General features: G+C 50.3%; 17 protein-coding genes. 14 read left to right on the top strand and 3 right to left on the bottom strand.

Going from position 1 to position 19,939, the window contains the following annotated elements; genetic code table 11:
• The first annotated feature begins 20 nt into the window (after positions 1–20).
• The 10 genes from ACFMKP_RS12565 (at position 21) to ACFMKP_RS12520 (ending at position 13,666) form a co-directional block, all read left to right on the top strand.
• On the top strand, positions 21–4,103 hold the full coding sequence (locus ACFMKP_RS12565) for an adenylate/guanylate cyclase domain-containing protein (protein ID WP_382292306.1): 4,083 nt from the start codon (positions 21–23) through the stop codon (positions 4,101–4,103).
• Between the two features lie 25 nt (positions 4,104–4,128).
• Positions 4,129–7,155: a hypothetical protein gene (locus ACFMKP_RS12560; RefSeq protein ID WP_382292304.1), complete on the top strand. Its 3,027-nt coding sequence runs from the start codon at positions 4,129–4,131 to the stop codon at positions 7,153–7,155.
• 367 nt (positions 7,156–7,522) lie between these two features.
• Positions 7,523–8,455: a MoxR family ATPase gene (locus ACFMKP_RS12555; protein WP_054536662.1), complete on the top strand. Its 933-nt coding sequence runs from the start codon at positions 7,523–7,525 to the stop codon at positions 8,453–8,455.
• A 151-nt stretch (positions 8,456–8,606) separates the two neighbouring features.
• A complete protein-coding gene (locus ACFMKP_RS12550) occupies positions 8,607–9,989 on the top strand; it encodes a VWA domain-containing protein (protein ID WP_382292301.1) in 1,383 nt (460 codons plus the stop codon).
• A gap of 201 nt (positions 9,990–10,190) precedes the next feature.
• Positions 10,191–11,192, top strand: coding sequence for an MBL fold metallo-hydrolase (locus tag ACFMKP_RS12545; protein WP_382292299.1), 1,002 nt, complete (start codon positions 10,191–10,193; stop codon positions 11,190–11,192).
• A 29-nt stretch (positions 11,193–11,221) separates the two neighbouring features.
• A complete protein-coding gene (locus ACFMKP_RS12540) occupies positions 11,222–11,980 on the top strand; it encodes a Crp/Fnr family transcriptional regulator (protein ID WP_382292297.1) in 759 nt (252 codons plus the stop codon).
• A 140-nt stretch (positions 11,981–12,120) separates the two neighbouring features.
• Entirely contained in the window at positions 12,121–12,516 is a 396-nt protein-coding gene (locus ACFMKP_RS12535) for a hypothetical protein (RefSeq protein ID WP_382292295.1), read from the top strand.
• 35 nt (positions 12,517–12,551) lie between these two features.
• A complete protein-coding gene (locus ACFMKP_RS12530) occupies positions 12,552–12,794 on the top strand; it encodes a hypothetical protein (RefSeq protein ID WP_382292293.1) in 243 nt (80 codons plus the stop codon).
• Positions 12,779–13,195, top strand: coding sequence for an RNA ligase family protein (locus ACFMKP_RS12525; protein ID WP_382292291.1), 417 nt, complete (start codon positions 12,779–12,781; stop codon positions 13,193–13,195). The genes ACFMKP_RS12530 and ACFMKP_RS12525 overlap by 16 nt, the downstream gene beginning before the upstream one ends.
• A gap of 51 nt (positions 13,196–13,246) precedes the next feature.
• Positions 13,247–13,666 (top strand): DUF3054 domain-containing protein, encoded by a 420-nt coding sequence (locus tag ACFMKP_RS12520; RefSeq protein ID WP_382292289.1) that lies wholly within the window; start codon positions 13,247–13,249, stop codon positions 13,664–13,666.
• Between the two features lie 43 nt (positions 13,667–13,709).
• Here ACFMKP_RS12520 and ACFMKP_RS12515 read toward each other — a convergent pair whose 3' ends face one another.
• Entirely contained in the window at positions 13,710–14,234 is a 525-nt protein-coding gene (locus tag ACFMKP_RS12515; RefSeq protein WP_382292287.1) for an RNA polymerase sigma factor, read from the bottom strand.
• Positions 14,235–14,250: 16 nt separating this feature from the next.
• A complete protein-coding gene (locus ACFMKP_RS12510; RefSeq protein WP_382292285.1) occupies positions 14,251–14,451 on the bottom strand; it encodes a DUF2892 domain-containing protein in 201 nt (66 codons plus the stop codon).
• 185 nt (positions 14,452–14,636) lie between these two features.
• Here ACFMKP_RS12510 and ACFMKP_RS12505 point away from each other — a divergent pair, with 185 nt between their 5' ends.
• Entirely contained in the window at positions 14,637–15,689 is a 1,053-nt protein-coding gene (locus ACFMKP_RS12505) for an STAS domain-containing protein (protein WP_382292283.1), read from the top strand.
• Between the two features lies 1 nt (position 15,690).
• The gene (locus ACFMKP_RS12500) at positions 15,691–16,797 is read left to right on the top strand and encodes a pyridoxal phosphate-dependent aminotransferase (RefSeq protein ID WP_382292281.1); all 1,107 of its coding nucleotides are present in this window, start codon (positions 15,691–15,693) and stop codon (positions 16,795–16,797) included.
• An 84-nt stretch (positions 16,798–16,881) separates the two neighbouring features.
• On the opposite strand, the gene ACFMKP_RS12495 is transcribed toward ACFMKP_RS12500, so the two are convergent.
• Entirely contained in the window at positions 16,882–17,160 is a 279-nt protein-coding gene (locus ACFMKP_RS12495) for a hypothetical protein (protein ID WP_382292279.1), read from the bottom strand.
• Positions 17,161–17,500: 340 nt separating this feature from the next.
• Here ACFMKP_RS12495 and ACFMKP_RS12490 point away from each other — a divergent pair, with 340 nt between their 5' ends.
• Both ACFMKP_RS12490 and ACFMKP_RS12485 read left to right on the top strand, forming a co-directional pair.
• Positions 17,501–18,724, top strand: a complete 1,224-nt coding sequence (locus tag ACFMKP_RS12490) for a lipase family alpha/beta hydrolase (RefSeq protein WP_382292277.1) — start codon at positions 17,501–17,503, stop codon at positions 18,722–18,724.
• Between the two features lie 56 nt (positions 18,725–18,780).
• Positions 18,781–19,698: an ADP-ribosylglycohydrolase family protein gene (locus ACFMKP_RS12485; RefSeq protein WP_382292275.1), complete on the top strand. Its 918-nt coding sequence runs from the start codon at positions 18,781–18,783 to the stop codon at positions 19,696–19,698.
• Positions 19,699–19,939: the final 241 nt, after the last annotated feature.

The following is a 19,939-nucleotide window of genomic DNA, read 5'->3' as shown; positions in this document are numbered from 1 at the left end:
ACTTTGCGAAGGTTTAAACCATGTCGATTTCGCCTTCTTCGTCAGAATTTGCCTCATTGTTGCACCAAGTTCAACAGGCCGAGGTTTCGCTTACCCAACCACAGCTTGATGCTTTGTATCATCAGCTTGACCATCGGATTCAGCAATTGCAGCGCTATGTGCCCGACCCAATTGTGCAGCGCTTGAAACAAGGCTCGCTGACGATTCCCTATGGCGAACATTGGACTGGCTCGTTGCTCTTTGCCGATCTTTCGGGCTTTACGGCGCTTTCCGAAAGCCTGACCCGCTTGGGCAAAGAGGGCGCAGAACAGGTGACGAGCATTATCAATCGCTTGTTTGATCAGCTGGTGGCCGATATTGAGGCTCATGGCGGGGCGTTAATCAAATTTGGTGGCGATGCAGTTACGGCTTTTTTTGATCAAACCAAACTTGGTGCGCAGCACGCCCTGTATGCAGCTCACGCAGCCCAAGCAATGCAAAGCTCAATGGCCAGTTTGGGCAAGATTCAAATTCGAGCTGAGCAATTTAACCTTACGTTGCGGATTGGCGTGCATAGCGGCGAGGCCTTTGCCGCTTTGCTTGGCGATCAGCAGCATGCCGAGTTGATGCTGACTGGGATTGCGGTCAACTTAGTTGCCCGTGCGCAAGAGCTGGCGCGGCCTGGCGAGGTGGTCTGCTCCAAAGATACAATGCGCTTGCTTGACTTGCCCGCTGAACCCAATACGCCATTTACGGCCCTCACAACCACGCTTGAACATCCGCCCTATCAAGCAGAATCCAATGTTACGGCGCTTGATCAGTCAGTTACTTTGGCGCGGGTGCAAGCCCTCGCGACGATCTATCACGGCCTGCAAGGCCTCTTGCCCCAGCGCATGAGCGAAGAGCAATTGCTCAGCAACGCCGCCAGCAAAAGTGGCGAAATTCGCTTGGTAACGATTGTTTTTGCCCATATTGCGCCATTTAGCACGATTGTGGAATTATGCGATGCTGCCAGCGCCACGCTGTTGCTGAACCATTACTACCAGCGCATGCAACAGATCGTCAATCACTACGGCGGCGTGGTTAACAAGCTCGATATGGCTGCCGATGGCGATAAATTGTTGGCAATTTTTGGTGCGCCAGTAGCCAACGAAAATGATACCGAGCTAGCGGTGCGAGCTGGCCTCGATATGCAATCGGCCATGAACGAAATTAATGCTTTGATTCAACAGCACGATATGCGTTTGCCCTTGCTTGACCAACAAATTGGCATCAACCAAGGCCACGTCTTTGCTGGAATTGTGGGCAGCGAAACCCGCCGTGAATACACTGTTATGGGCGATCCGGTCAATACTGCTGTGCGTTTGATGAGCGTTTGCCGTTATGGCGAGGTGTTGGCTAGCCCTGCGGTCAAGCGGCTTACCAGCCATGCCTTTGCCTACGAAACTCTGCCAGCCCTGCCGCTCAAAGGCAAAAGCGAGCCAATCGAGCCTGCCCGCGTTGATCGCGCCTACAATGTGCGCCGCGAAACAATGCGCGCCGATTTGGTTGGTCGGGTGCAGGAGCTTGATCAATTAGCCGCGATTAGTATGCAAGCCTTGCAAGGCCAAGGCCAAATTATCAATATCTTTGGCGAGGCTGGGATTGGCAAATCACGCTTGCTCGAAGAATTGCTCAGCCGTTTATCGTTGGCTTCGTTCGACCCAAACCTGAACGTACCCGAATTTATGCCGATTACAATCGAATGCCAATTGTATGAGCAAACCACGCCATTTGCTTCGGCCAGCGAGATGCTACGCCAAGTGCTGCGCTTAAATAGCAGCTTGACCAGCGAGCGTTTGATTCAGATTATCAGCCAACGAGTGAGCAAACTTGCGCCCGATCTTGAGCGATTTTTGCCTTTGCTGAGCGATATTTTGCATGTTAGCTTGGCTGAAAATGAATTAACCCAAGCCCTCGCGCCTGAGCAACGCCACGATCAAACGATTGAGTTGGTGGTGGCCTTAATTGGCGCTAGCGCCAATGCTACGCCGCTGGTAATTTTATGGGATGATGCCCACTGGATCGATGCCTCATCGCGCCAGTTGCTCGAACGTTTAGCCAACCATGCTGATCAAGCGCCAATTGCCTTGTTGGTTGGCTCGCGCACCAAAGGCCTGAGCGCCATGAATTGGCCTGAGCAGACGATTACGCTTGAGTTGAGCGAATTGAGCATGCCCGAAAGCGAAGCCTTGGCGAGTGCAATTATTGGCAACGCGCCATTGCCTGCGGCTTTGCTCGAACGCTGGCGACGCAGCGACGAACGCTTTTTCAATCCTCAGGGCAATCCGTTTTTTATCGAAGAAATGATGCGCAGCCTAATTCAGCAAGGCGTAATCGTCGAAACCAGCGACGGCTGGGATTTGCGCGGCGAGCTTGATAGCCTGCCAACCACCATCGAAGGCGTAATTACCGCGCGGCTTGATCGGCTTGATGCACGGATTCGCGAAACTGTGCAAGTTGCCTCGGTGGTTGGGCGGCGCTTTGAATTGACAATTCTGCGCGGCATCACCAATGACGACGATTTGGTCAACCAAATGGATCGCCTAACCAACGCCGATGTGGTGTTGCCCGACCATATTGCTGCCGATTTGGCCTATTTGTTCAAACATACGCTAACCCGCGATGTGGCCTACGAAGGCATTTTGTATGCGCGGCGGCGTGAATTGCATCGGCGGGTGGCGGCGCGCATTCAAGAAGTCTATCGCCAAAATTTGCTTGATGTGTTGCCGATTTTGGCGCGCCACTATGCCCGCGCCGAGGATTGGCACGAAGCTGTGCGCTATTATCGCGAAGCTGGCATTACCGCCCAAAAACGCTATTTTAATGCAGAAGCTTGCGCCCACTATCGCGATGCGTTGGAGTTGCTGCCCAACTTGGGCAAACCTGAGCATGCATTAGCGCAAGAATTAACCGAGCGCTTGGGCTATGTGCTGTTGCAAGCAGGTGATTATGCTGAAGCGTTGCCAATTTTGGCTCAAGCGCAAACCCAATTGCACCAAAGTAGCGTCTACAGCCACAGCCGCGAAGCCCGCATTTTGCGCCATATCACCACAATTTACGAGCGCCAAGGCGAATACGAGTTAGCCTTTGAGCAGCTGCAACAAGCACTCGCTTTGTTGGGCGAGCAGCAATCGGTTGAGCGTGTGCGGGCGCTGTTGCTTGGTGCAGGCCTGCATCAACGCCAAGGCCGCTACCACGAAACAATTGCTTGGGCCGAGCAGTCCTTGGCGTTGGCCGAAGAGCTAGGCTTGCAAGCGGAGCAAGCGCGGGCCTATTTGCTGATCGGCGGAACCTACCGTGTGCTTGGCTCACGCGAGCAAGCAGTTGGCGCGCTCGCCAAATCAATCGAGCTTTATCAAACCGTCAACGATATTTCGCGCTTGGCCGATGCCTACAACAACGCCGCAATCAACTTTAGCGATCTTGAACAATGGGATCAATCGATCGCGCTCTATCAAGCTGCGTTCAACATCAAAAAGACGATCAACGATAGCTATGGCCAAGCGCTGGTGAGCCTCAACCTTGGTGAACTCTATCGCAAAACCCAGCAATATGCCCAAGCCTTAGAGACTTTCAACCAAAGCCTTGGGCTTTGGAACAAGCTCAACTCCAAACTTGGAGCCGCTGTGACCCACATGAATATGGGCAATACGCTGTTTGCGCAAGGCCAAATCACTAATGCTGAAGCTATGCTCGATCGCAGCCGCGCGATTTTCGATCAAATTCACGTTGATTCATTTTTGCCTGAGTTGTATCGGATTTATGCTGAATTGTTTTACAGCCGTCAAAACTATGCCAAAGCCTTAGATTATTGTGATTTTGCACTGGAGCAGGCGCGCCAACATTCGGCCAAAGCCGATGAAGGGATGGCCCAATTGACCCAAAGTAAGATTTTGCTGGCCTTAGACCATTATGCTCCAGCCTTAAATGCAGCCGAACAAGCCCTTAGCCTATTGTTAGAATGCGATAACCAAGCAGATATTGAACGCTGTTTGGAGCAATTGATCCGCTTGACCAAAACCACCGATCCGCACCGCATGGCTCAATATCAGGATCAACTGGCTCGATTAACCAAGGCTTAGCCCAGATTTTCGCAATGGAGGGTTTATGCGCCGTTTCCGTTACGTCCGTTTAATAGGAGTCGTTGTTTTGCTCCTAAGTTTATTGGCCCAGCAGCCTACATCGAATAGTTTGGCCAAGCCAGCCCTGCTGCCGGTGCCAGTGCCCGAAGTTGAATGGAACGACGTTTGGCAAAACGCCCACGATCTATCTGATGATTGTTTATGGCCAAGTATTAGTGTCTGCGATGTTGCTGGCGATTTGAGCACTGGCAGCGATCTTGATTGGTATAAAATTACTATTCAGCCAGCCACAACCTTGGCAATGAGCCTAACTGATACGTTTGGCGATTATCAGATGGCGCTCTTTTATGATTTGGGCCAGCCGATTACCCAAACTGGCCATGTTTCACTTGGCAATCTGAATGCAATCGGCAACCTGAATGCAATCGGTAATCTGAATGCGATTGGCAATATAAACGCGATTGGCAATCTGAATGCAATCGGCAATCTGAATGCAATCGGCAACCTGAATGCAATCGGCAACCTGAACGCGATTGGGGCAAATGGCTATTCCGATGCGAGCATCAACAGCTTTGTTTGGACACCTGGCTTTTATTATGTTTTAGTCTATCCGCTTGACGAAGATCAATCAGGCGATTACAAACTTTCGATCGAAGCCGCCTTCGACCCAAGCTTAACCAAGCCTGCGCCGATTCCGTTTAATATTGTGCAAAATGAGCCGCCAGCTTGTAAGCGCGCGTTGTACATCACCCATAGCGACTATCTTGATATTCACCAAACGTTTGCGCCCTACAACACCAGTATTAATGACGAATTGCTTGGCTTTTCCGATAATATCAATGATCCGAATACCAATGGTTTGGTGATCGATTTGGCCAATATTCCGTGGATTCAGCCGAGCAACGCGTTTAGCGATGCCGCGACCCAGTGGAATGCACATCGCACAAATCCATTCTACGCCAATCGACTGGCTGAGGGTGTGCATCATCTGATTACTCAATATGCACGGCGCTGCCCGATGTTGCGCTATATCACGATTGTGGGCGGCGATGCGGTTGTGCCCTTCTATCGCGTGCCCGACGAAACCGTGATTGCCAATGAAAGCGATTATTTGGCTAGCTCAAAGATCGACCCCAATAGTTTTACCGCCAGCAGCCTTAAATACAAAACCATTCTGACCGACAATATTTATGGCGCGATCAAGCCAATTCCCTATCGTGGCCGCCAGCTGTGGGTTCCTGAATTGAGCGTTGGGCGTTTGGTCGAAAGCCCAGCTTCGATTCATATGTATTTGAAAAAACTGAATATGTATTCTACCTTTGAGGAGAATAGTACAATTTATTTAAGTTCTCAAGGTAGCAGTTTGGTAACAGGCTACGATTTCTTGACTGACCAAGCCAAGACGGTTTCAAGTACCTTGAATATGTTGACTGGGCTGCGGCCAATTGGCTTAATTAACGATAGCTGGAATGCCAATGATCTGCTGCAAACATGGCTGCCAAATATTGATAATAATCTTTCCAAGTCACCGTATCCAGCGCAATCGATCAATGCCCACTTTACCCACTATCAGGCAATTCCGACCAATTTTGCCAGTTCGAGCGATGTTGTGAGCGCCTCGATTCTCTACAATCACCCCTATGCAACGCTTGAAAGTGCCTATCAAATTCGGCGTTTAGGCTATAGCGTTGGTTGTCACTCAGGCTTTAGCGTCGTCGATAGTGATGTGGTGAGCGGCAGTGGCGCAGCAATCGACTTCCCCCAAGCCTACATCAAACAGCATGGAATCTGGGTTGGTAACACTGGTTTTGGCTATGGCGATAGCGATTTGGTGGGCTATAGCGAAAAACTCATGGCCCAATTTACCCTTGAAATGGGTCGCGAATGGAAAAAACCATCTGGGGTTTACGAAGGAATCCCGGTTGGCTATGGTTTAGTGCGGGCCAAACGAGCCTATTTGCGCGAAGGCACGCCTGGCACATTCAGCGTCTATGATGAAAAAGTGCTGCTGCAATCAACCTTATATGGCATGCCGATGATCTTAGTTAAGGTGCAATCTCCAATTCCCTTCCCACCCAACGATCGCCAAGATCACGGCTGTTTGACCTGTCCGCCAAACGTGGCGCAGCGGGCAACTGTCACCGACGATACAATTGATCGCGATCTTAGCTTCAGCATTAGCTATACAACCGCCCAAAATACCAGCCGTGGCAAGATCATTGCGGCCCAAGCTACGGTGGTCAATGATAGTGAAGGCTTGCTCACAGGTCGCACATTCAATCGCACCATGGTCAATGCGGCAGGTTTGCCATCATTGCCCAACTTTAATATTCCACTTTCGTTGGCCGATAGCTTTGGCGAGCAACGTTTGCAAGGTATTCAGCTGCTTGGCGGCACTACCGCAACCACCGCGACCTTTAATCCGCTTGTTACCCGTTTAATTACCGATGAAATTTATCTGACCCACGAGCCAAGCTTCGATTTTGCTGATCGCTGGTATCCCGACCAGCCATTTAGTTATAGTGTCTTCGAGAGCGATAATCTCGAAGATAATGGCCCCTTCAACCAAGATCGGCGTTTCTCGCAGCTTTTATTGACGCCAACCCAATTTAAAGGCACGGCCAACGGCGGCGAATTACGCCAATTCAACACAATCACCTTGCGGCTTAAATATTTGAGTGATGGTGCTGATGCCGATTTGCTCAACGATAGCTTCGAACCGATTGTGCGCGATACTCAACGCAGCAGCGATGGCAAGATTCGCGCAATGGTGATCGAGCGCGATGACGACGGCCCAGGCAATGAAATTGAAGCTGAGATGTTGGTCAAAACCAGCACTGGCGCTTGGCAAAGTATCAGCATGAATACCTTCCAAGTTGGCACGACCGAGCGTTGGCAAATTTCAGCCAGCCTACCAACGACCGCCGCCCAACCACTGCAACTGATGATTCAGGTTGAAGACGAGGCCGGCAACGTTGGGGTCGAAACCTATGGCGGGCGTTTCGACATTGATTACGAACTGTATCTACCCAATGTCAATGTTAAACGCTAAATGATTGAGCGTTCCCTCACCCCGGCCCGCGCTCCCAACAAGGGCAGGTTTGAGCGATTGGTTCAAACATTCCCTCACCCCCCAGCCCCCTCTCCCACGAAAACGCGGGCGAGGGGGAGCACCTGTTTTCACCCCCAATCATGCCAAACCCACACAACCAAAAGCCCCTCGCCCGCGCCACGGGAGAGGGGGCTGGGGTGAGGGGATCTTAAACCTACCTTTGTAAGAGGAGTTGGGGTGAGGGCATGCTCCACTGATCCAACCATGCATTTGATCAAAAAAGTGCTACACTTAATTTGTGTGACCGTTACCCCTAACTCTCCCTCACCAAACCAAGTTTCCGCCAAGCCTACAGGAGCAGCATTCTATGGAAGAGCAACCAATTCAGCCTGTTAAGGATGGGCTGATCGCCCAAAATTATATTCCAACCGATCAAATTGCCACGGTTTTATACTTGGCTGATCGTTTGGAAAAACCGCTTTTGGCCGAAGGCCCTGCCGGCGTGGGCAAAACCGAGCTTGCCAAGGCTTGGGCCGCAGCAACGGGCCGCGAATTGATTCGTTTGCAATGCTACGAAGGGCTTGATGAAACCAAGGCGCTCTACGAGTGGGAATATGCCAAACAGATGTTGTATACCCAACTCTTGCGCGATAAGCTCAACAATTTGCTTTCCGATGCAGATTCGTTGCGCTCTGCCGCCGATCGCCTCGCCGCCGAAGAAGAAGTTTTCTTCTCGCAGCGCTTTTTGTTGCAACGACCCTTGCTCAAGGCAATTCTGAACCCCAAACCAACCTTGTTGCTGATCGATGAAATCGATCGTGCTGACGCTGAGTTTGAGGCCTTTTTGCTCGAAGTCTTGTCGGATTTTCAAATTACGGTGCCTGAGCTTGGCACGCTCAAAGCAGCCCATCGGCCAATTGTGATTTTGACCAGCAACAATACCCGCGAGCTTTCCGAAGCCCTCAAACGACGTTGTATGTATCTGTTCGTCGGCTATCCATCGCTCGAAGAAGAATTGCGTATCGTTGAGTTGAAAGTGCCTTCGTTGGGAGCCAAAATGGCGCGCCAAGTGGTTGAGTTTGTGCAACGCCTGCGCAATCTTGACCTCAAAAAATCGCCATCGATCTCCGAGACGCTCGATTGGGCACGAGCCTTGGTGTTGCTCAACGCCAAGCAACTCGACCAAACAACCCTTGATCAAACCATGACCGTGCTGTTGAAACATGAAAGCGATTTGCAACGCACCCAACGCGCGATGCAAACAGGCCGCAACCGCAACGACGAAGGACGCAGAAAGTAAAATCAAAAGTCAAAAGTCAGAAGGCAAAAGTCAGAAGGCAAAATCAGGGATTCAAAGGCAAAAGATCTCAAACATTTAAAAGCTGTTGCCAATCCATACTTCTCACTTTTTGACCTTTGACTTTTGACTTTTGACCTTCAGGGGGTTTCCGATGCATGAACGGATTGTGGCATTTGTGAAGGCGCTGCGAGCAGCCGGAGTTCGTGTGTCGCTCGCCGAAAGCCTTGATAGTTTTAATGCCTTAGAACAGCTGGGCATCACCGATCGCCAGCTGTTTCACGATGCGCTGTTGGCAACCTTAGTCAAAGATGCAACCCATCAGGCTCAATTCGAAGAGCTGTTTCCGCTCTTTTTTGGCCATGGCGATGCCCCGATGATCAGCGAAGCCAATGGTTTGAGCGGCCTCGACTCCGAGGAATTACAGCAGTTGCGCCAAGAAATTGCCCAACTGCGCGAACGAATTCGCGAATTGATGCAACGTCTGATGGATGGTCAAAATCTTACCCCAGAGGAATTGGCGGCGCTGGCTCGTAGCTCAGGCATCAATCATATTCAATCGCTCAACCAACGCCGCTGGGTCGAACGGCGCATGGAACAGCAAATGGGCTTGACTGAGTTCAAACAAGCGCTTGAGGATTTGCTCAAACAATTGGAAGCAGACGGCATGGATGCGGCAGCCCTCGCTGAAATTATGCAGCAAATGCAGGGCAACGCTCAAGCCATGCGCGACCAAATTAGCCAATTTGTTGGTTCTGGCTTGGCCGAACGCATGAGCGACGATTATAATCCGCAGTATGGCGACGATCTGCAACATCGGCCATTTGGCTCGCTCTCTGATGCAGATATTCAGCGCATGCGCCAAGAAGTGCGGCGGTTGGCAGCTTTGTTGCGTTCACGGGCATCATTACGCCAAAAGCGTGATAAAGCAGGTCAAATCGACATCAAACGCACGATGCGCAATAATATGCGCTATGATGGCGTGCCCATGAAATTGGAACATCGTAAGAAACAACAAAAACCCAAACTTGTGATTATTTGCGATATTTCGACTTCAATGCGGCCTGTGGCTGAGTTTATGCTGCGCATGATTTACGAATTGCAAGATCAAGTGAGTAAAACGCATTCATTCGCGTTTATTGCTAATTTGCACGATATTACCGACCAACTCAACGATAGTCGCGCCGATATTAGCGTCAATGATGTGCTCGAAAGTATTCCACCAGGCTACTACAACACCGACCTTGGCCGCAGCCTCGACACCTTTTTGCATAGCCACCTCAGCACCGTCGATTGGCGCACAACGGTGATTATTGTGGGCGATGGTCGCAATAATTTTAATAATCCACGCTTGGAATCGTTGCAAACCATCCGCCGTCATGCCAAACGCTTAATCTGGTTTACCCCTGAAGATACCTATCAATGGGACACTGGCGATAGCGACATGCAGCTCTACGCGCCGCTTTGCGACCGCGTTCACCTCGTGACAAACTTGGCAGAATTGACCTCGGCGGTTGATCGCTTATTGGCTAACTAGCTATTTAGTGAGCCACCTATAGGCCATAGGTGGCTTAGACATCCTCACCGATAATCCCCTGTATGGTTGCTTTAATCCACAATTAACCTGTGCTATAGTTCGTTGGGCAAGTGTGAGCTAGCTAACAGCCGCTTGTTTATGAATTGGGCATAATAGAACCACGATACATCAAACCCACGTCAACCCAGAAGGAGATAGCCAATGACAACCATGACAGTGCGTTTTTGGGGTGTGCGTGGCAGCCACCCAGTTTCCGGCCCAGAATATTTGAAATACGGTGGCAATACCCTGTGCGTCGAGGTGGAGGCCAATGGCCACACGATTATTCTCGATGCTGGGACTGGGATTATTAACCTTGGCAAAAGCTTGAATGCGCGCGCCAAAGCCAGTGGCAAGCCCATTGATGTGACGATTTTGTTCAGCCATATGCACCATGATCATACCCAGGGCTTTCCATTTTTCACCCCTGCTTATCGTGGCGATACCAATATGCATATCTTTGGGCCTGGCATTTTTGAGCGTGATTTAGAAGAAACATTGGCCAAAACCATGTTGCCGCCAGTTTTTCCAGTTTCGATGGCCGAATTGCCCGCCCAAAAAATGGTGTCGAGCATTCGCGAAACTGATGTATTATTGCTCTCAGAGGAACGCGGCGAGGCGATGTTGCGCAATCGTTTTCACGATAATCTCAGCGATATCGACGAGAATATGATTGTGATCAAATCCCTGCGCTCATATGCACACCCCGATGGGGTTTTGGTCTATCGAATTGAATGGCAAGGCATGAGCGTTGTCTACGCCACTGACACAGAAGGCTATATTAATGGTGATCAACGGCTAGCCCAATTTGCCCAAGGGGCTGATGTGCTGATTCACGATGCCCAATATACCGAAGATCACTACTTGGGCAAAGTGCCAGGCTTTGGCTCGACCCAAGGCTGGGGCCACTCAACTGCTACTATGGCCTGTGATGTAGCTAAATCGGCCAAAGTTGGCACCTTGGTATTATTCCATCATGAGCCAAATTATGGCGACGATGTAATCGAGGCAATTGAACAGCATGCACAGTCGATGTTTGCTGGTACGCTTGCTGCCCGCGAAGGCTTGGAATTGGTGCTCAACAAGCCCCAACCAGCAGCTGCCAGCAACGAGGAGCCAAGCAGCGCTGTGACTGAGCCATTGAGCACCGATGTTATAAGTTGATTAACGGTAGCAGGTGGAGGAAGACGCTCATGAATCCAACCATAACAACGATAAATCAGAGTTTTGGCTGGCGCATGCTAGGAGATAACCCAATGTTGAGCGATGCAGACCTGGCGTTACTCCGCGATGTTGAGCTATTTGAGGGCCTTGCCCCAGAGCAGGCCGCGCAAATTAGCCGACGCTTGGTGCGGCGTACCTTCCCTGCTGGAACCAATTTGATGTCGGTCGAGCAACCTGGCGAGGTTGTTTATATCATCCTAAGTGGCACGGTCAAAATTCATGTCGAGCAAGCAGAGGGCACCGATGTAATCATCGCGATGCTTGGCGCTGGCGATACGGTCGGCGAAATGAGCTTAATCGATAGTGCTGGCCGCTCGGCGACCGTCGTCACTCAAGAAGAATCAACCTTGCTTTGGATGAATCGCACAGCTTTTTTGGAAGCTTTGCAAAACGCTCCGGTGATTACCTTGAACCTTGTGCGCATGCTTTCGAGCCGTTTACGCCTTGCCAATGAGCAAATTCAGGCCTTGGCGACGCTTGATGTGCACGGGCGGGTGGCGCGTCAGCTCTTAGCCTTCGCCCAAAAATATGGCCATCCCGATGAAGCTGGAACGGTGCAAATTCCAATTCGCCTAACCCAGAGCGATTTGGCGGGCTTGGTCGGCGCTTCACGCGAGCGGGTTAACCAAGTGATTGGCTATTTCAAGCAACGCCGCTATCTCAGCGTCGATCAACAGTATCACATCAGTTTGCATAATCTTGAGGCTTTGGCCAAACGCATTAAGTGAGTTGTGGCTCAAAACTGCAAACTAGCAACACGCCACAAGCAACCACTTGTGGCTTTGGGTTTAAGTGGGAGAAGTTAATGCAAAAAAGGCTAATTGGTTCCCTCGTAGCGTTATGTTTGTTAATCGTTGGCTTGGGCTGATTGAATTTAAATTTAGTTGCGCTGCATTCCCATCCCCAAGCAGCAGTTGAAGCCTATTTGCAATTTATGCAGCAACCCGATTCACTAAGCGAGCAAGCAGTATTTGTTGATGAGATTGAGCAGCAACGCAGCCAGTTACAGCAGGCCACGGCGATTTATGCCAATCACAATGTTAATTTTCAAGCTGTGGCGTTCCATGATACTGAGAATCAATTTTACAAAACCGCAATTATCACCAGCACACTAACCGATCAATTCGGCCAACAACACCAGCTTGTGGATAACGTTGTGGTTCAGCAAGTGCGGGTTAATCATCAATATTTGCCAAGCACAAAAGCCGAAGTAAGCTGGAAAATACACTTAATCAATGGCGATTTGCCCCAGATTGTGCCTTAAATCCAGCACGCATGATCTGGCGCTGAGGAATGATCATGCTTTATTATCCCAAAATGGCTGATAGCCGCAACGCACCCTTGACCCGTTGCTGGGCCTTTGAAAAATATGATGGCACAAATTTGCACTGGGATTGGGATCGGGAGCTTGGTTGGCATCGCTTTGGCACGCGTCGCGAAGCCTTTGAATTAACCAGCCATGGCAGCAAGCAATTTAGCCAAGCACATGCCCATCTTCAAGCAGCGCCAAATCTATTTCAGGCAGTTTGGCCCAGCCATTAGCCGAAATTTTGCTGCGCAATGCCAATTATCAAGCCTACAACGAAATTCGGGTGTTTACTGAGTTTTTCGCCCCCAACTCATTTGCAGGCCTGCACAAAACCGCTGACCCCAAAGAACTCCGCTTGTTTGATGTGTGGCTTGAGGGCTATGGCTTTATCGGGCCACAGCAATTTAGCGCCGATTTTGCCAGCCTCAACAGTGCGCGAGTGGTTTACGAAGGCACATTAACTGGCCAATTCTTTGAAGATGTGCGCAATGGCAAATTTGACGTGCACGAAGGCGTTGTTTGTAAGGGCGGCACTGGTGGCAGCGATCTGTGGATGATCAAAATCAAAACCCGCCAGTATCAAGCCCTGCTCAAACTAGCTTTTGCCGAGCGCTGGGAAGCGTACTGGGAGTGAGCGGCTATGCTACAATCCAAGATAGCGAATTGCTTTACAAAGGATTTGAGCATGACGACAAATCAAGAACTTAGCAACACGCCCGACAACTCTGCCCGTGTGATTGGCCTGATTGTTGGCGATGTGGCGATTTTTGCCTTATTTGTGATTATTGGGCGGCTTTCGCACGAGGAAGGTGTGAATGCAGATGCAGTGATTAATGTAGCTGCGCCATTTGTGATTGGCTGGGGCGTTGCCGCACCACTGCTGAAGCTTTACTCGCCTGCGGTCAGCGAACATACCAAAACTGCCTTGCAACGCACCGCGTTGGCGTGGTGTGTGGCTGCACCCATTGGACTCGTGTTGCGCTCGCTGGTTTGGAAGCACGATTTCAAGCCTGGCTTTGCCATTACCACCTTCATTTTCAACATGATTTTGCTGTTGGCATGGCGCGGCTGGTCGGCCTATCGAGCGGGCAAGCGCAGCCAATAAAACTACTTCAGCGCATAAATTGTGGTTCACGCGCTGAACTTTTTTAACCAAGGCAATACTGCTCAGTAAGGGTTTGGCGCAGCTGTTGGCGTGCGCGATGCAACCGACTTTTGACCGCCGCCTGACTTAAGCCAAGTTGAGCTGCAACCTCTGGCGTGGTCAAGGCTTGAATATCGCGTAGCACCAAAACTTGGCAATCAAGCGGCGCTAAATGGCTGATTGCCAATGCCAAATCATGGCTTAGTTCGCTTTGGTCAGTTTGGGCCATGCTGAGCGCCAATTGCTCAGATAAGCTGGTGTTGCCTCGTAGTTGGCGCATTAAACGGTAGCATTCGTGCTTGACAACCTGAAATAACCAACGACTAAATGCTCCCGCCACGCGTAATGCCCCGATCTTGCTGGTGGCAATCCACAACGCCTCTTGCACCGCATCTTCAACATCTTCTGGCGTGGCACAGACGCGGCGCGCAAAGCGGGTCACATCTGGTTGGTAGTGGTACAAGAGTTGTTGTAGGGCCACGTGATCGCCCTGTTGAGCTTGTTCGACTAAATCTTGGATTAGCAACATGGGTGCTCCTTGGGCTTTATTGTGGTTTACGGCCCATTAAATGGCATGCAGGGCAATAGCCAAACATTCCTGTAACCACCAGCACAAGCGCGCTAAAAATGCTTAGCCATTGAACAATTGCTGTTGGGGCTAGCCATAGCGTCACTCCAACTAAGGACAAGGCTAAAATACTTCGCACCCAACGTTCCCAACTTGGCAAATTTTTACGATAGATCACGGGTGATTCCTCATAGCTCAATTGTTGTTATAGCTATAAGAGTCGCCAATTGGCCCAAAGGATTCAAAATCGGCAAAATCGGCTTGTCATCAAGCTGCCAGATTGGGAACTATCATTGCGGTCAGTGCTAGAGTATAATAGGCCCCAACCATCAATCTCCATTGCTAGGGTCTTGGGAGCTTTTTATGGAAGCAGATAAAACAATTGGTCAATCGTATCGCCAAATTCAGCAAACCCTGCTTAATCAAATTCTTCGCACCATTCTCATGTCGACGAGCGCGCTCAGTGTTGTGATGCTGATTGCCTTGGCCTTTTCCCAAGCCCGAACAATTCCCTTTGTGATTATGACCTTCGTTGCGATCAGCGGAGTTGCGGTGATTTTCACCAGTTTATACTGGATTCGCCAAGGCCATCAACAACGTGGAGCATTTTTCTTCATTATGAGTTGTATTTTATTAGGCGCAATTTTGGCAGTTGTGTTTAATGTTCCCTCGTTTATGGCACTCGTTTCAATTTTGTTGATAATTGTTAGTGCCATCTTAATTGGCTTTCGCTATACAATTTACCCTTTGTTATTATCAATTTTTGTTTCGATATTTTTAGCAATCGCCGACTATAATCAATGGTTTAAAGCCTATCAATTTGATAGTAGTGCAACTATCTCATTCATTGTTCAAACTATTGCATCATTGAGTATGTTAATCGTTACCGCAATTATCATTAACATGGCAGTTAAACGTTTAGAAGAGAGTTCAGACGAAGCATTTTTACGGGCGCGCGATGCAGAAGAAGCCCGCCTTGATCAAATTGCCCTCAACGAACAATTGCACCATGATAACCTTGAAAAACAAAAATTGCTTGATGTGATTGATACACTGGAAACGCCGGCGATTCCAATTCTGGCCGATACCGTGGTTATTCCGATTTTGGGCTATGTTTCCGATGAACGTTTAAGCAAAATTCAAAAAATCGTGCTTGAGCATATTCATCGTGAGCGGATTCAAACTGTATTGGTGGATATTACTGGTGTGACCAGTGTTGATCAGAATTTTGCTCAAGGCTTACAGCGTTTGGTGCAAGCAATTTATGTGTTGGGCGCAAAGGTATTTCTGACTGGAATTCAGCCAAAAACTGCGCATATGTTTGTTGATTTTGATTTGCATACCGCCTTGCCCGAAACCTATGCCACTATCGCCGATGCAATTGAAGATTTAACCATGCTTCAGAGCAAAAAGTAGCATGCCCCAATCACCCTACCTTGAATGGGCCAAACAGCAGCCAGCCAGCGCAATTTTGAGCAATAGCAGCGTATACCTGCCAAGTGTGCGCAACGCGATTCAACAGCAATTGGCTGATTCTGCTTGGTTCGAGGCTGCGCAACATGCCAATCCTTGGGGCCATCCACGGCTGCAACAAGCGTTGCAGGCTTGGCATCAGAGTAGCCACGCTCCATTAATTGTGGCTGGAGCTTCGAGCGCTTTGGCGATCGTCTGCCAAGCATTGTTGCAACCAGGCGACCATGCCTTAATCGAAACTCCGCACTACGAGCCATTTCGGCGTTGTGTTTTGGCTCGCTGCGCAACCTGGAGCGCCTGCCCACGCCATCCAGTCAGCTTCGAATTTGAATTAGCGCAACTAGCAACCAGCATTACGCCACGTACCAAGCTTGTGCTGCTCAGTAATTTGCATAACCCAAGCGGCAACTTAAGCACTAAAAGCCAGTTGCTGGCTTTGCAACAGACCCTCAATCAAACGACTGCTAAACTTGGCCTTGCGCCGCTGCCAATCGTGGTTGATGAAATTTATTGGCATTTAGTGGCGCAGCCTGAATTTGACAGCGTTGCTGAACTTGGCGAACAATGGATCAGCATCAATAGCCTCTCGAAGGTCTATGGATTAAGTTTGTTGCGCTGTGGTTGGATTATGGCAGCGCCATCAATGCTTGAACAACTGCGCCCCGCCTATCTTGATTTGATTAACATTGGCTCGCCGCTGACCGAATATCTGGCCGCAAGCGTGATTGAACAATTGGCAACCTATCAGCTGGAGGCTCAACGCCATGTTGCCGCCAATCGCCAAATAGTGCATGCGGTAATTCAACCACTCATTGAGCGCGAATTGATCAGTGGAGTGCTTCCTGACGCTGGTTGTAGCTATTTCCCCAGCCTCAATCTGCCTGTGGCCCAAATCTCGCAAGTAGCTGCATTAACTGGATGTGTGCCTGGAGCATTCTTTGGCCCAGCCTACCACCAGCATGTGCGGCTTGGCTTTGGTGGCGATTCCACAGTTTTGGAATCGGGCTTAGACCTATTTCAGCAAACCCTGCGCAGGTTGAGTCAGCATTGATGTTTGTCAAACCCAGCTTTGTGAAGTAAATAATTCAGCGTGACGGCAATCCTTATCACGCTGAATTGGTGTTGAAGCATATGTTTAGCGTGGAAAATCGCGACTTTCATGCCAGCGTGTGGCTGCTTCAGCTTCTTGGCGCAGCCGATGTTGAGTGATGGCACGAAACCGAATCATACAACTTCGGTGAGTTTGGCAGGCTACCCGCTGGCAACTTGGGCAAATCTCGGCGAGCCGGACTGATTCTGCGGCATTGGCAGTGGCGACAACGCGGGCAATACGTTCATCAAGCATGCGTTCGTTGGCAGCAGCATTCTCAGCCAAACGCTGGCTGCGGGTATGCAGATAGGTTTTCGGGGGCATTGACTGGCCTCATTTCATAGGATTTTGGGGTATCGCTGAAGCAAAACATCAATTGGTTGTGGCTCATGTGGCTTGCTTTGAGCATCCATGAGTTGTTGATTAAGCGAGGAAGCTTGCATTGCTGATCTGCTTGTTGGCAAATAGCACCATCCCAAACATAGGCAACAGACGCAACATTGATCGAAGAAACTTAACATAGTATAGCATAGAAGCCGTCAGCGCTCGCGTATCTGCTATACAATAGCTGTAATGGTTGATTGGGTTGGCTTGCAGTTCTGCTCATTAGCTATTTCATCTACCTGAACATTGATCACAGCCTACTCATAGGCAGGGAGGCGTTATGCCCAAAGCTCATCTGCAACGCAGTGATCTGCAAGGCCTTAGTCGCTTGGCAATTGAGGCTACAACCCAGATTACCAACATCAGCGAAGGCTTGTTTGCCACGATTATGCGCCGCCCAAACCGCCGCATTGGCGGAATTCCTGGCTTCGTTTATCGCCAAATTCATACGATTACGCGCTTGGTTGGCGAGGGCCTTGAGGCAGTTTTGGCTGCATTTAGCACAGCGGCCACGCAAACAGAATCATCTCGCCAACGCGACGACCTGCTGGCAGCCTTAAATGGTGTTTTAGGCGATTATCTCGTGGCCAGCAACAACCCTTTACAAACCAGCATGAGCCTACGCGTGGCAGGAAAAACGCTTGAGTTTGATGATCTGCATGCAGCAATCGATCAGCCCCAAGCGCGAATTTTGCTCTACCTGCATGGCGTGTGTATGCACGAGCAGCAACTCAAACAGCATGGCCATGATCATGGCTTGGCTGCCGCCGCAGCTTTAGGTTATAGTCCAATTCATGGGCGCTATAACACTGGTTTGCCGATTGCCAGCAATGGTCAGCAATTAAGCCAATTGCTTGAACAACTGCTCGCCAATTGGCCTGTGTCCGTTGCCGAAGTTGTGATTTTGGGCTATAGCATGGGCGGTTTGGTTGCGCGCAGCGCTTGTTACTATGCTCAGCAATTGGGGCATAGCTGGCCTCAGAAACTGAGCAAACTGATCTTTCTGGCCACCCCGCACCATGGTTCTGCGGTGGAACGCTATGGCGCTTGGTTGCACTACCTGCTTGAACGCAATCGCTATAGCGCCTTATTTGGCCAGATTGCTCGTTTACGCAGCGCAGGCATTACCGATTTGCGCTATGGCAAGCTGATTGATTACGATCTGCCAGCCTTTGATCGTTTTGAAAAACCTGGCCAACGCCCTGATCGCGTAGCATTGCCCGCGCATGTTGCCTGTTATGCCTTGGCGGCGACCCGTTCGGCTAAAAAAGCCGCGCATTCGAGCTTGCGGGGTGATGGCTTGGTGGCGGTTGCTAGTGCGTTGGGCAATGCCGCGAATCAGCCAGATCTCGATTTGCAGATTCCTGCTGAGCGCAAGGCAATTGTGTATCGCACCCATCATTTAGGCATTTTGGCCAACCAAGTGGCCTATCAGCAGCTTTTGGCTTGGTTGCAGCCGCTTGAATCTGGCATGAATGCTGCTAAGATTGCACTCGAGAACTGATAGACAGAAGCCGTTGCAGCACTACAATTGAATCCATCGACGTTGATGAGGTAGCTATGCTTGAGCGTTATCGTGGCTGTTTGTTGGGGTTGGCGGTTGGCGATGCAGTTGGAACGACGGTAGAATTTAGCCCACCAGGCTCGTTTAAGCCCTTGACCGAGATGGTTGGCGGCGGGCCGTTTAATTTGCCGCTTGGAGCATGGACAGATGATACATCGATGGCCTTATGCCTTGCTGCCAGCTTGATCGAACGCCAAGGCTTCGATGCAGTTGATCAGATGCAGCGCTATTGTCGTTGGCGTGATTATGGCTATATGAGCAGCACTAGCTCGTGTTTTGATTGCGGAATTACGGTTGGCAATGCTCTTAGTAGCTTTCAACGCACTGGCGAACCCTATAGCGGCTCGACCGACCCTGCGACTGCTGGCAATGGCTCGTTGATGCGTTTGGCTCCAGTGGTTTTGGCCTATGCCAGCCAACCAGAGCATGCCATGCAAATGGCGGTCGATAGCTCGCGCACAACCCATGGCGCACCAGCGGCGCTTGATGCCTGTCGCTATTTCGCAGGTTTGTTAATTGGTGCGTTGAATGGGGTTGATAAGGCGACGTTGCTGGCCCCACACTATAGCCCAATTACCAATTATTGGCAGCAACAACCATTGCAAGCAGATATTGCCGAGATTGCCGCTGGCTCGTTTTGGCAGCGCCAACCGCCAGAAATTCAGGGCACTGGCTATGTGGTGCGGTCGCTTGAAGCTGCTTTGTGGGCTTTTGCCAACAGCGATTCGTTTCGCGAGGGCTGTTTGATGGCGGCCAATCTTGGCCACGATGCAGATACCACTGCTGCAATTTATGGCCAAATCGCTGGAGCCTACTATGGCGAGGCTGGCATCCCCACCGAATGGCGCAAGCCGATTGTGAGCCACGACCTGATTGTCGAATTTGCCGAACGATTATATCGATTTAGCCACTAAAGCCACGAAACAAAAAACCTCTCGTCCGTTCAACGCTTAGGGGTAGGTTTTGAGCGATTGGTCGGCGGTGGAGCGTTCCCTCACCCCCCAGCCCCCTCTCCCACTGGACGCGGGCGAGGGGGAGCACCCGTTTTCACCACCAATCATGCCAAACCCATACAACCAAAAGCCCCTCGCCCGCCGCAGTGGGAGAGGGGTTGGGGTGAGGGGATCTTAACAACCTAGCCAAGCCCCTCTCCTG

This window comes from Herpetosiphon sp. NSE202, from assembly GCF_042688385.1.
Taxonomy (GTDB): Bacteria; Chloroflexota; Chloroflexia; order Chloroflexales; family Herpetosiphonaceae; genus Herpetosiphon.
This window is presented reverse-complemented; position numbering and strand designations above follow the sequence as displayed.

Bases quoted from the DNA above. Each gene is read 5' to 3' on its own strand.
- ACFMKP_RS12560 (WP_382292304.1), top strand. From the start codon at position 4,129: ATGCGCCGTTTCCGTTACGTCCGTTTAATAGGAGTCGTTGTTTTGCTC.
- ACFMKP_RS12505 (WP_382292283.1), top strand. From the start codon at position 14,637: ATGGAAGCAGATAAAACAATTGGTCAATCGTATCGCCAAATTCAGCAA.
- ACFMKP_RS12545 (WP_382292299.1), top strand. From the start codon at position 10,191: ATGACAACCATGACAGTGCGTTTTTGGGGTGTGCGTGGCAGCCACCCA.
- ACFMKP_RS12540 (WP_382292297.1), top strand. From the start codon at position 11,222: ATGAATCCAACCATAACAACGATAAATCAGAGTTTTGGCTGGCGCATG.
- ACFMKP_RS12530 (WP_382292293.1), top strand. From the start codon at position 12,552: ATGCTTTATTATCCCAAAATGGCTGATAGCCGCAACGCACCCTTGACC.
- ACFMKP_RS12490 (WP_382292277.1), top strand. From the start codon at position 17,501: ATGCCCAAAGCTCATCTGCAACGCAGTGATCTGCAAGGCCTTAGTCGC.
- ACFMKP_RS12520 (WP_382292289.1), top strand. From the start codon at position 13,247: ATGACGACAAATCAAGAACTTAGCAACACGCCCGACAACTCTGCCCGT.
- ACFMKP_RS12555 (WP_054536662.1), top strand. From the start codon at position 7,523: ATGGAAGAGCAACCAATTCAGCCTGTTAAGGATGGGCTGATCGCCCAA.
- ACFMKP_RS12550 (WP_382292301.1), top strand. From the start codon at position 8,607: ATGCATGAACGGATTGTGGCATTTGTGAAGGCGCTGCGAGCAGCCGGA.
- ACFMKP_RS12495 (WP_382292279.1), bottom strand. From the start codon at position 17,160: ATGCCCCCGAAAACCTATCTGCATACCCGCAGCCAGCGTTTGGCTGAG.
- ACFMKP_RS12565 (WP_382292306.1), top strand. From the start codon at position 21: ATGTCGATTTCGCCTTCTTCGTCAGAATTTGCCTCATTGTTGCACCAA.
- ACFMKP_RS12500 (WP_382292281.1), top strand. From the start codon at position 15,691: ATGCCCCAATCACCCTACCTTGAATGGGCCAAACAGCAGCCAGCCAGC.
- ACFMKP_RS12485 (WP_382292275.1), top strand. From the start codon at position 18,781: ATGCTTGAGCGTTATCGTGGCTGTTTGTTGGGGTTGGCGGTTGGCGAT.
- ACFMKP_RS12515 (WP_382292287.1), bottom strand. From the start codon at position 14,234: ATGTTGCTAATCCAAGATTTAGTCGAACAAGCTCAACAGGGCGATCAC.